This window comes from Paenibacillus sp. J31R30 (genome assembly GCF_059692115.1).
Window position 1 is genome coordinate 24207 of sequence record NZ_JCAUAV010000005.1, and the last position, 12267, is coordinate 36473.

Below are 12267 nucleotides of genomic sequence, written 5' to 3' on the forward strand. Positions count from 1 at the left end.
AGTTAAAATGACGACTTGCTTTCATTGTAGCGAAAGTCACCCGCTAGAACAAGGGGCGAAGGCTCTTCGATACGTATTTCACACATTTCTTTCACCTCGCAGAAATATTCCCTAGGTTGTCTACATATACATGCTGTAGATGCTTGTTTAGGCGGGGTGAATCCATGGATATGAATGCTCTATTCAATAGCCGCAAGGTACAGTGGTTTGCTGTCATGCTCCTTGCTGCCGGCGCAGTGTTACTAACGAACACCTTGCTCCCCTCCACATCAAGAGGGACTGTTCCTGTCGTCTCTAAAGAGGTACCTATTGTTAAGACACCGGACATGCAGCCTGCAGATAATGGCAAACCCGTAGAAACCTCAACACCACTTAGTTATCGGATTGCCGAGTATCACATGAACGTTGCCTACACACCAGAGACCCAGCAGCTCCAAGGGCAACAAACGCTCACGTGGGAAAATCCAGGATCAGTTCCTGTACAAGAAATTTATCTGCATCTTTATCCGAATGCTTTTGCTTCAAAGAAAACAACGTTTATGCGTGAATCCGGCGGAAAGCTGCGGGAGGATGAAGCAAAGGCCGATAGCGGCGGCAGCATGCAGCTGTTATCCGTGAAATCCGATTCTGGCGATGATCTCACCAAACGGATGTCTTTCGTGCAGCCGGATGACGGCAATAAGGACGACCATACGCTGCTCAAAATCCCGCTGTCTAAGCCCGTAGGCTCGGGAGAACGAGTAACCATCAATACCGAATTCCTAGTTAAGCTGCCAGCAGCTTTTGCCAGAATGGGGTATGTGGACGATTTTGTCATGGCAGGGCAATGGTTTCCGAAGGTAGCCGCTTATGAACGCAAAGGCACAAGAGGACGGACGGAGCCTGGCTGGGATCTTCATCAATACCATGGTAACTCCGAGTTCTATGCCGATTTCGGGATGTATGATGTGAAAATTCAAGTGCCCGCGAATTACATTGTGGCTGCCACAGGCTTTCAGGTGAAGCCTGCTGTGACGGACAAGGGTACGAAAACGTATCAGTTTTATGCCGAAGATGTGCATGATTTCGCTTGGTCGGCTTCTCCTCATTTCGTCTATGTGGAAGAGCCCTTCTCAGCCCCACAAGTTCCCGGGGTCAAAATCAAGCTTTATCTCGATCCCAATCATCAAGATTTAAAGGATCGTTATATGTACGCTGCCAAAAAAGCGCTATCGCGCTATAGCCAGTGGTACGGAACGTATCCGTACTCTACGCTTTCCATCGTTGTACCGCCACCAGGCGGGAATGGCGCCGGCGGCATGGAATATCCGACCTTGGTCACCGCTTGGGGTGCCAGCGACAAAGATCCCGACTTAGAACTGGAGCGTGTCGTTGTCCATGAGATAGGCCACCAATTCTTCTACGGACTCGTCGCCAGCAATGAATTCGAGGAAGCCTGGCTCGATGAAGGCTTTACCTCTTATGCGGAAGATAAAGTCATGGAAGCTGAATATGGGGATGCCCCTAATTTACCTGTAGAATCCAGCTACATCACTTCACCTAACGGGCTGCAGAAAGAAGCTTGGGCCTACACAGGACATGATCAGTATGCGGAAAATGTGTACACACGCGGCAAGCTCGTACTAAAGGCGATTGAGCAGCAGGTCGGAACCAAAGTCATGGATAAAATTATGAAAACCTATTTCCAAAGATGGCAATTCAAGCATCCCTCGACGAAGGACTTCCAACAGGTTGTGGAGGATGTCAGCAAAACGAAATGGGATGACTTCTTCAATCAGTATGTGTACGGCGATATGATGATGGATTATTCCGTCGCGAGTGTCAACGTTCGGCCTCAGGGCACTAAGGGATCCGAGACTTACGAAAGTACAGTTCGCATTGTTAAACATGGCGGCAACTCGCCGGAGGTGCCGATTCAGTTCCATTTTGCAGATGGCACAACGCTTGATAAAACATGGGATGGCAAGGAAGGCAGCATCGAGTTCAAATTATCGCATACGTCCCCTGTCGACTGGGTGCGCATTGATCCCAAATACACGCTCATACTCGAAAATAAGCACATCAACAACTTTTATCAAACACAATTAAATACAAAGTGGCAAATCCGGTGGAATCTCGGCATTATTCAACTCCTGCAAGCCATATTCGGCTCAGTCGCCTGGTAAGGACATGGCTTACGTCTTATGACAAACTCAGCGTATGCTTACGAAGCCAGTTTTCTAACGAAAACTTTAAGGAGGGACCCTCGTTGGCCACCTATATCAAATCCGGCTTCAGGGCAGCTATGGCGCAGCCTTTTGCCACCATTATTTTGTTCCTGTATCAAATGGGTTGGGGTATTCTCTTGTATAAGCTAGTGCAGGGAATACTCGTCCCCCTCATGCATCGATTCCCTGGTGCTGAGCAGCCCAAGCAGGCTTTGCAAATCTTTCTAGCAGAAGGCCAGTTTCAATTACTCAAAACTGATCTTAGCTATTCTTATCTCTGGTGGCTCGCTGCTCTCTTATGCGCCCGCATGCTGCTAACGCCCCTCTTAAATGGCGGTGTTTACTATTCGCTCACGCACGCTCACCAGAATGCTGGCTACCGTTTCTTTCGCGGGATGAAGGAGCTCATGCTCCCTTTCCTGCTTGTGTATCTGATCCGGATCGCATTTACCCTGCTTCCACTGATCTGGATTTTCCCGAAAGCTACGTATATTCTAGGGCATAGCAGCTCCTATGAGCAGGTTGTTCTCAAGCTTCTGCCCTGGATTCTCAGTTTACTGGTCTACGGATTTCTCCTGCAGCTTCTGTTTATGTATGTCCAATTCGCGATCGCAGCCAAGTTAGGGATCACATCGACAGTCATCTCTTTCTTTCGATATTCGCTGCCGATTGTCGGACTTGCCATTACCCTCTTACTTTTCGCAGGACTATTGGCAGGTGTCACGGTCACAGCCACCTACTTGTGGGCAGGTCTGGTAGCGCTAATCATTTATCAGCTGTACCCACTTTTTCACATTTTCATCCAAATCTGGGGCATTTCTTCCCAATATCAGCTACTTTCAGCCAAAATATCCAATTAATATCCAGCAAAACAGCGAATAGGCAAACATTCTCCCCCTTCTCCTTGAGAAAGGGGCTTTTTTTTGTCTTTTTTCCGAACTATTCCACTTATTTTTAGCCTAATTTTTAAACTTAAAAGAGGAATTTCATTCTTTATGACGAATTACAAGGACTAGCATCAAAAAACCAAATATTTCATGCCGAATTCCTCAGTTTATGGGGAAACGGGGGAACCACTCCGGGTGAATTGATCTTGCAAGACAGGGATCATAGGGAACCTTCAACCGAACCCTCCAGCTAACCTCGTAGGCACCGGAAGGAGACAAGCAGTTGAAGAAATTTGTTGGTCTTGTTTTTAGTCTTGTTTTGTTTTTGAGTGTTAGTGTAGGAAGCGTTTTCGCGGCATCCGATATGGATAAAGCGGTAGACGAGCTTGTAGGAACGCCTTACAGATGGGCAGGAACGACAACCAAAGGATTCGATTGCTCTGGTTTCACGTCCTACTTATTCGGCGAATTCGGCATCGATCTTCCACACAGCTCCAAATCACAAAACGGCGAAGGCTACTGGGTTGACAAAAAAGATCTTCGTAAGGGCGATCTTGTATTTTTCAACACGGATGGCAGCGGTATCTCTCATGTAGGTATGTACCTCGGAGACGGTGAATTCGTTCACTCCGCTACGAATCAAGGTGTTGTGAAGAATAAGTTGAGCGAATCCTATTATGCGAAGCGATATGTATCCGCCAGACGTGTTCTGTGGGATGATATCTACAATCAACTAACTGCTGAATCCAAGTAATGTTCTCGGCACAGAATGAAGCCCTGCAAGCTTTGCTCGTAAGAGCGGCTTGCAGGGCTTCATTCATTTGAACGTGTGTATCGGCCACAAGATGAGTAAAACAAAGATAAGTAATAGCCCATGGGCTTTGAGGAAGGATTGGCTAGTATGGACACTTCACAAAATAGTACATCACCCCCATTTCCCGGTATTATACGATCCATCGATGAGATTAGAGCCGTTATTGGGGAGCCTCATCCTGCGGTTCAACATAAGGTTATTAATCAAATCGACGAGCACGCACGTGCGTTCATTGCAAAATCGCCATTATTCTTCTTCTCTACGTCGAATGCTAACGGCTCGAGCGATGTGTCTCCCCGCGGGGATGCCGCAGGATTCGTACGGGTTGTGGATGAACGCCGCCTCGTCTTCCCAGAAAGACTTGGCAATCGCCGACTAGACTCGATGCAAAATCTGCTGACCAACCCGGAAGTCGGTCTCCTGTTCATCATCCCAGGCGTCGAGATGGTGCTCCGCGTCAATGGCCGCGCTTGGTTGACGAAGGACGAGGAGCTGCTGTCGACCATGCAGCTAAACGGGAAGTCACCGATCGCCGCTGTCGGCGTCGAGGTGCAAGAATGCTTCGTGCATTGCAGCCGCGCGCTCAAGCTGTCGAAGATTTGGGATCCCGCTACATGGGTACCTGAGCAGGAACAGCCGGACGGCATGGATATGTTCCGCGCGCATGTCGCGTTGAACGGGATTGCGTTGGAGGATTAGGCTTAATGAGCAAATAGCCAAAAAGTGTAACTTGACATAGCATGTGAGCCATCCTATAATAACGGCATGTCGTTTTCTAGGGTTCCGCGGCGCATGTTCGCCGGCTGGTCCAAGGGAAAACACACAGCGGATACGCTGTGGTCACGGAGGGAGAAAAGCCCGGGAGTCTATCGCAGCAGTGCGATATTCCCGGGCTTTTCTTTGTTTTTTTTGTGGCACTGACGACATAATACTTACATGAAGGAGTGTTCATAATGGCATGGTTATACCTGGTCATTGCAGGTGTTTTCGAGGTGGTGTGGGCCATCTCATTGAAATTTTCCAACGGATTTACACGGCTCGTTCCCACGATTATCACGATTCTCGGGATGATCGTTAGCTTTTATTTCTTAGCTTCAGCCACGAAAACCTTGCCCATCGGAACGGCTTATGCCGCATGGACCGGAATCGGTGCTGTCGGCGCGATTATCATTGGCACACTTTTCCTCAATGAACCGATCAGCTTAATTCGTATCTTGTTTATGGTATTGATTTTGGTCGGTGTACTCGGGCTGAAATTCACGTCGGGGCACTAAGTAGTGTTAGGCTCTTACACCTCGCTCATCTGCGTAACAACATTGGCAATCCGGCGGAGGCGTGTCTCTTGCGTTTTCGCGTCCTCGACCTGTCGGACGAATTCTTTGCGCTTGGAAAAAGCCAGTGCTTCAAATCGCTGAGCGGCACCTTCTGCTTCAGACAAAGCGGCTTGAAGATCGGCTGGGACCTCTACCGTCCGAGGGGCGAGATCCAGCGCCAATGTGACCTCGACGGGGTCATCGGCCTTCAAGCCAGAGGCTTGTCTGTGGGCTTCACTGAGCGGAATCAGATATTCTCCCCCCATCACCGCGATTGTTGTGCGATATGTGTAACCGTTCATGGTCACGGAAACGCTTGGCTTTTTGCCTCCCGCTAACGTGGTCATGACCTCTTCGGGAATAGAAATCCCAGTAGCATTCTTATTGTGTGCTTTCATAATGGTCGTATGGAACGTTACACTCATGGTCGATGCCTCCTACGGAATAGTGTGGATTATTTGATCGTATAGCTCACGTACCAGATGCTGCCCCCCACGAATATCCGCAAGTGTTGCGATAGCGGTCGAAAGATGTCATTCAGCTCTTCGTAGCTAAAATAGTTCTTGAGAATTTCGTGCTTGGAGCCGTCGGCTAGTTCGCGTCTTTTGTAGGTGTCTTCACTATCCGCATAAGTGATGAGCTCGCCGCCTCTTCCAGGTACATACACGTTATCCGCGATAAAAACCTGCGCACCGCTGCCCAATCTTTCATGGAAGCCTTGTAAAAAGCTGTCGATCCGATTGCGCGGTATATGCGAAAACCAGAAATTCGCCAGCCCATAATCAAACTCTCCTCGTACCTCCGAGAGCTCATACGCATCGCCTTCCCTAAAGGCAGCATTTCCCTTCGTCCATGGCTTCGACTCTGCAATGCGCAGTACCTCAGGGCGTATGTCTACCCCCACAAGCTGCGTCGCGGTTTCAGCTGCAATTTGTGTCCAGTAGCCAGTGCCGCAGGCGATTTCCAGCACTCGGCGTCCCTCCACCTGCTTCTTAATGATATCGGACAGAAAGGCCAGTTCTTGTTGATATTCCGCATCCTCGCGGTGATAAATCCGTTCATACTCCTCTGCTCGTGCACCGTAGTAGGCTTGCATGCTCAGCTTTTCCTGGTCCAAAAGCGTCTGCTTCTCTTTCACCTCGTGAAGGATGCGATGTCTCGCTGATAGCAAATCCGCAAAAATCGCTCCGCCTTGCGCGGCGTAATTCGCTAACAGCCCCTGCGTCGCCATGACGATCAGTTGTGTCATCGACAAGCCCGTGTCTTCAGCCATCTGTTCTAGTTCGGACTTCACTTTCTCAGGCAAATAAACTGAGAGTCGTTTCGTTTTGTCTTGTTTATCCTCCATGTTTAGATGCCTCCTTTTTCAAATATTGTAACACATATTATATACCATGTTAACATTTATTATGATGTATGAGGTAAGGTCTTGTGTGCTGGCGCCGAACCCCGTAACCATTCAATAGGCTCCAAAAGGGCGCTAAAGCCGCCAGAAGTGTGCCGAGTTGAGGCAATAACGCCCTGAAAGGGCGTTAAATCGCCGGCGGCACCGCGAGCGCGGCGCGATTTGCGCCGAATAAGACCCCAAAAGGGCGCTAAAGCCGCCAGAAGTCTGCCGAGTTGAGGCAATAACGCCCTGAAAGGGCGTTAAATCGCCGGCGGCACCGCGAGCGTGGCGCGATTGCGCCGAATAAGACCCCAAAAGGGCGCTAAAGCTGCCAGAAGCGTGCCGAGTTGAGGCAATAACGCCCTAAAAGGGCGTTAAATCGCCGGCGGCACCGCGAGCGCGGCTTGATTGCGCCGAATATTTCCAGTTAAACGAGAGGAATTCCTGCCATTAAGCCGTTACAACTAATTGGTGCTTAGCACCATCCACGTCGGACAACAAAAAAGCCGAGCCCCACCCTTCGGATGGACGCTCGACTCGATTACATCAGCTGACGCTCCTCGCCATAGCGGCGTTTGAGCTGATTCAAGAAAAATTGCAGGGAAAGGAACAACGCGGCGAAGCTTGTACCCGCACTGAGAATAATCCACGGGTGCAGACGAATATAGCGTGCGCCGTAAGCGATCAGCGACAGCCATTCACCGGAAGTGCTGATGGTGATCTGGAACCCGGCCTCCTCGTCGCCGATTGTTTCCGTACCGCCGAGCACGATATTGAATACGGCAAGCTGCCCGAGCAGGAACAGCACCTGCATAAACTCGCTTAAGAAAATGAACATCATTTCATTTCTAATCGAAGGGAAGATATGCCGCAGTGTCCGATGCCAGAACGAACCGCCCATGAGACGGGACGCTTCGATAAACATTTTGCCACTATAATAACGTGTCCGATCTGCAATCTGGTGGGCTAACGGGAATATACCAATCAATGTAATTAAGATGACGAAGGTGATGCTGAACAATAATTTGTTGTGCGGGTCTGCTTTGGTACCGAGATCGAGCCTTAGCCCGTAATACATTCCCGCTAGCGGTGGATAGAGGAAAATAAATGCCGGTACCGCCGCAACCGCCCACTGTAAGGATCGGAGAAGGCCTCGGCCCTTGCCCGTCATCCCGCTCCACAATCCCCAAGGCAATGCCACCGCAAAACGAAGCAAGGTTAGCGCAAGTGCCGTACCTAGCGTGTATTTTAACCCATTCAATAATAAGCTGAGCATGTCGAAACCTCGATGATCAGTTCCGAGCAGGAATGTGCTATTCGGTGCATACGGCGGGATTGCGTATCTGGTTTTGCCGTCTTCTTGGTACTGGATCATGTTGATTTTGTCCTCTGGCGTAATGCCATGCGGCTTCAACCAGGACCCGAACAGCATGACAAGCAGGAATAGTGCCATAATAGCGATCGATACATAAAAAGCGGTAGAAGGACGTTTCATCATGGTCTAGCCACCTCCTCTGCACGTACCACAAACCGTTTCCGCAGCAGTGCATATAGAATATGAAAGGCCATTGCGACCAAACCAAGCACCACGCAGATCGCAGACATGGAAGTAATCCCCTGATAGATTGGCAAAATGATAAAGCCTCCCAAGCCACCTATACCGCAAATGGCCTCCGCGACCGCCATACTGGCTAAGGCTAATGTCGTAGCTCGCGGCAAAATAGCCAACACATCCTCCATCACATTCCGGAGCACATGCGAAAACAGCACCTCGCGTCGCGTCAATCCCTTGGCCAATGCGGTTATAACGTAATCCTGTCCCAGCTCACGTGCAATGGCGACACGAAGTGTCCCATAAATCGTCACGGACGGGATCAACGCAATTGTCAAGAAAGGAATGAGGAACGGCGTTCTGTCCCCAACTTGAACGACTAGCAATACATAGTGCCCTAGAAGTCTAGTTGCATAAATCGCACCCAATTGAATAAGCACGATCAGGAAAAAGTCCGGCAAGCCGACAAGCAATGCATGAATGCCATCTAGGATGGCACCGATTCGCCTCGCGATTGAAGCCCATAACGCAAGCAGCATACTGAGCAGGATAGCGAGCAGTAGGCCAGGTATGAAGTAGGTGCAGGTTTTTAGCAGCATTTTGGGAATCGCTGTCGTCATCGCCACTTCCTTGCGTGTATAGGGATCTCGATATTTGCCAAAATCACCATGCAGGAAGCCCTTCAGCTGGTCCTTGACGGTGTAACCATAATAACGCCACGAAATGATGGGCTTATCTAGCGGAACGACCGATGATCGCAGCACACCTTTGATCGTCATAGCGGTGCCCTGGTATTCCCAGAACTTGCCGTAGGGGACTTCAAGCAGACCGCCTTTTTCATTCAAAATCTTACTGCCAGGCAGCATCTCACTTAGCTTCTGCATGCTAATGCTAGCATTGACCGTCACTTTGATCTGATCGGGCTGGACGGACAAGAACATCTGCCTAATATTACTTAATAAGAAAATACCGATCAGCGTGATCGCACCCAGCAATAGCCAACGTCCGATTGACCTCAATCCGTGCCACCTCATTTATTATTTACCTTAGGTAAAATAGATTTCGTATTGGCTTAGTTTACCATGAAGGTTTTGGTGGGACTAGTCTATTCTGTTGAAAAAGAAAAAGCCTCCACCTCCCGGATCGAGAACCGAGAGGTGAAAGCTTCCATGACCTTAAGAGCTAAACTGCGCTTGATGCAAGCGGCTGTACACACCGCCGACAGCGATGAGCTCATCATGCGCGCCTTGCTCGGTGATGCCGTCTTCCGTCACAACGACGATACGGTCCGCGTTCTTGATCGTCGCGAGTCGATGCGCAATGACGAGTGTCGTGCGGCCCTTCGACAGCTCCGCCAAGGATTGCTGGATCGCCGCTTCGGTCTCGGTATCCAGCGCCGAAGTCGCCTCATCTAGGATGAGAATCGGCGGATTCTTCAAGAACATGCGCGCAATCGCGAGGCGCTGCTTCTGCCCGCCAGAGAGCTTGACGCCGCGCTCTCCAATCACCGTATCCAGTCCCTTCGGCTGGGACTGGATATAGCCCTGCAGCTGCGCGCGCCGCGCAGCGTCCCAGATCTCCTCATCCGTCGCGCCCAGCTTGCCGTACGCAATGTTCTCCCGCATCGTGCCGGAGAACAGGAACACATCCTGCTGCACGATACCGATTTGGCGGCGCAGCGATTCCAGCTCGATATGGCGGATATCGAGCCCGTCAATGGCGATGCTGCCCTCGCTGACATCGTAGAAGCGCGGCAGCAAGGAGCAGATCGTCGTTTTGCCTGCACCGGATGGCCCAACGAAAGCGACCGTCTCCCCTGCCCGAATGGAGAGGGAGATATTATTTAAAACACGATCCTCGTCCCCATAACCGAAGGACACGTTGTTGAATTTGATTTGGCCATCGAGGTGATCGACCTTGATCGCATTCGGATGGTTCGCTACCTCAGGCTCGGTGTCGATGACTTCCACATAGCGTTTGAAGCCAGCGATTCCCTTCGGATAGCTTTCGATGACGTTATTGATTTTCTGAATGGGACCTAAGAATACATTCGTTAATAGAACAAAGGCGATAAACTCGCCATAGGTAATTTGCTTATCGATCACAAACCACGTACCGCAGATGAGCACGAATACCGTCACGGAACGCATTAAGATATAGCTTAAGGAGATGTTCCACGCCATGATTTTATAAGAAGCCAGCTTCGTCAATCGGAACCGGCCATTGTTCACTTCGAACAATTTCTTCTCATGAGATTCGTTCGCGAACGCTTGTACCACACGAATACCGCCTATGTTATCTTCGACTCTTGCATTAATATCCGCGAGATCGCCCATCATGCGACGGAACGTTTTGGTCATTTTCTGATTAAAATACACCGCAATCCACAGCAGGAACGGCACAATAACGAACGTTAGCAAGGCTAGCTTCACATTAATTTGCAACATCAGCAGAAGTGCGCCAATGAGCGTCATGACAGCAATAAACAGATCCTCTGGACCATGGTGCGCAACCTCGCCGATTTCAAGCAAATCATTCGCCATGCGCGACATCAACTGTCCGGTTTTGTTATTGTCATAGAACCGGAAGCTCAGCTTCTGCAGATGGTTGAACATCTTTTTCCGCATATCCGTTTCGATGTTAATCCCCAGCATATGTCCCCAATACGTCACGACAAAGTTCAGCAGTGTATTCAGCGCATATACGCACAACAATCCTACGCACGCCCATATAATCCAAGCCCAATTCCCTGCAGGAAGCAATTTATCGATAACCTGATTGACGGCCAGCGGGAACCCCAGCTCCAGCAATCCAGCCACCACCGCACAAGTGAAATCCAAAATAAATAAGTGCTTATAGGGCCGATAGTACGAGAAAAACCTTCTCAACATGTGTCTATTCCACCTTTCGTATCGTTGACAACCAACCTTGCTCGCGTACGTAATGGTTGCAACACTTGCCTATTATACCTGAAATCCCCCACAAATAGGCAGTTGTCGGAGGACATGTATCCAATATTTTCATATGAATAGGTATATCATATCCTGGCTGTGGAGGCATGGAATCATGTTCAGCAACTCTATGGATACGCGAACTGCCATTCGCCTCGCGGCGATGTGCGGTCAAAGTTATACGCAATTGGAACAGGGGACGGAAGGCATTATTTTGCCTGCTACTTATCGAATCGTTACTCCCTTTACGGCAATATCCGTGCTAAGCGGGCGTGAACCATTCGGATTTATTGCTGAATCTGACAATCAGATTGTCATTGTATTTCGAGGGACTTCCACCACCTCAGATTGGGTCTCCGACGCCATTGCTAGGCAAACCGAATTTCCCTATGCCAAACAAGGCGGCCTTTCGCACCAAGGGTTTCTGGATATCTATCAATCTGCGCGCAAGCAAATTATCACGGCCATGAACAAGTTATCTGCTCACAAGCAACTCTACCTCACGGGGCATAGCTTGGGTGGTGCACTAGCGACGTTATGCGCCTCTGATCTGGCAACGAATACCAAATTCAAAGATCCCGCTGTCTATACCTACGGTTCACCTCGTGTGGGAAATACGACCTTCGCCAATCAATATAACCGTAAAACAGGACCTCACTATCGCATCTATAATCGCAATGATATGGTCCCTAAGCTTCCCCCGCTCGTTTATACCTCTCCGCTCTCTGGTGATCTCTATCACTATATTCATGTGAAAAAGGGTGTTGAGCTCGACTTTCCAACCGGCTCGTTCGCTGGTAACCATGCGGTTAGTGGTTATTTCAATGAGCTAGCGAAACTGGATCCGAAATACGCCAAGCTCATCTGTGCCAAAACGCCGGGCTTCTGCCCGAACTGAAACTTAAAGAACGAACCCGTACGTCTATCGTCCCTTCATTGGGATTGGAATATAGTGGACATAAATTTCGACAGAATATCCGATGTCCGTATCCAATCTTCTACGTCACCAGGCCCGTACCTCACCATCTGCTGGGAAATGCAATAGTGCAACCTTTCTCTATCAAATAGATGATTTCAGCTAAAATTGATGCAAAAAGGCATCAATTTCTGCATTTTCAGCTCTTTTTTGACACTTCCAACCCCAAAAGATGCCTTT

General features: G+C 49.4%; 11 protein-coding genes and 2 riboswitches. Of the genes, 6 read left to right on the forward strand and 5 right to left on the reverse strand.

Annotated features, from left to right (window positions below; all coding sequences use genetic code 11):
• Positions 1 to 164 precede the first annotated feature (164 nt).
• The 5 genes from AC58QO_RS18870 to sugE all read left to right on the forward strand — a co-directional run bounded on the left by AC58QO_RS18870 (position 165) and on the right by sugE (position 5182).
• Positions 165 to 2165 carry a M1 family metallopeptidase gene (locus AC58QO_RS18870; RefSeq protein ID WP_497268194.1) on the forward strand — a complete coding sequence of 667 codons (2001 nt, stop codon included), beginning with the start codon at positions 165 to 167 and terminating at the stop codon, positions 2163 to 2165.
• A gap of 83 nt (positions 2166 to 2248) precedes the next feature.
• Positions 2249 to 3067, forward strand: a complete 819-nt coding sequence (locus tag AC58QO_RS18875; protein WP_497268196.1) for a hypothetical protein — start codon at positions 2249 to 2251, stop codon at positions 3065 to 3067.
• Positions 3068 to 3235: 168 nt separating this feature from the next.
• Positions 3236 to 3374, forward strand: a riboswitch (cyclic di-AMP (ydaO/yuaA leader).
• A 3-nt stretch (positions 3375 to 3377) separates the two neighbouring features.
• On the forward strand, positions 3378 to 3848 hold the full coding sequence (locus AC58QO_RS18880) for a C40 family peptidase (protein WP_497268198.1): 471 nt from the start codon (positions 3378 to 3380) through the stop codon (positions 3846 to 3848).
• A gap of 147 nt (positions 3849 to 3995) precedes the next feature.
• Positions 3996 to 4607, forward strand: a complete 612-nt coding sequence (locus tag AC58QO_RS18885; protein WP_497268200.1) for an MSMEG_1061 family FMN-dependent PPOX-type flavoprotein — start codon at positions 3996 to 3998, stop codon at positions 4605 to 4607.
• 65 nt (positions 4608 to 4672) lie between these two features.
• Positions 4673 to 4775: riboswitch (guanidine-I (ykkC/yxkD leader) on the forward strand.
• Positions 4776 to 4861: 86 nt separating this feature from the next.
• On the forward strand, positions 4862 to 5182 hold the full coding sequence (sugE, locus tag AC58QO_RS18890; RefSeq protein WP_497268202.1) for a quaternary ammonium compound efflux SMR transporter SugE: 321 nt from the start codon (positions 4862 to 4864) through the stop codon (positions 5180 to 5182).
• 14 nt (positions 5183 to 5196) lie between these two features.
• Here sugE and AC58QO_RS18895 read toward each other — a convergent pair whose 3' ends face one another.
• From AC58QO_RS18895 to AC58QO_RS18915, 5 genes are all read right to left on the reverse strand, one after another.
• Entirely contained in the window at positions 5197 to 5646 is a 450-nt protein-coding gene (locus tag AC58QO_RS18895; RefSeq protein ID WP_497268204.1) for a YdeI/OmpD-associated family protein, read from the reverse strand.
• A gap of 29 nt (positions 5647 to 5675) precedes the next feature.
• On the reverse strand, positions 5676 to 6569 hold the full coding sequence (locus tag AC58QO_RS18900) for a methyltransferase domain-containing protein (RefSeq protein ID WP_497268206.1): 894 nt from the start codon (positions 6567 to 6569) through the stop codon (positions 5676 to 5678).
• Positions 6570 to 7149: 580 nt separating this feature from the next.
• The gene (locus AC58QO_RS18905; protein ID WP_497268208.1) at positions 7150 to 8106 is read right to left on the reverse strand and encodes an ABC transporter permease subunit; all 957 of its coding nucleotides are present in this window, start codon (positions 8104 to 8106) and stop codon (positions 7150 to 7152) included.
• Positions 8103 to 9179: an ABC transporter permease subunit gene (locus AC58QO_RS18910; RefSeq protein WP_497268209.1), complete on the reverse strand. Its 1077-nt coding sequence runs from the start codon at positions 9177 to 9179 to the stop codon at positions 8103 to 8105. Before AC58QO_RS18910 ends, AC58QO_RS18905 begins: the two co-directional genes overlap by 4 nt.
• Positions 9180 to 9335: 156 nt before the next feature.
• A complete protein-coding gene (locus AC58QO_RS18915; RefSeq protein ID WP_497268211.1) occupies positions 9336 to 11051 on the reverse strand; it encodes an ABC transporter ATP-binding protein in 1716 nt (571 codons plus the stop codon).
• A 175-nt stretch (positions 11052 to 11226) separates the two neighbouring features.
• On the opposite strand from AC58QO_RS18915, the gene AC58QO_RS18920 reads away from it, so the two are divergent.
• Entirely contained in the window at positions 11227 to 12009 is a 783-nt protein-coding gene (locus AC58QO_RS18920) for a lipase family protein (protein ID WP_497268213.1), read from the forward strand.
• Positions 12010 to 12267 lie beyond the last annotated feature (258 nt).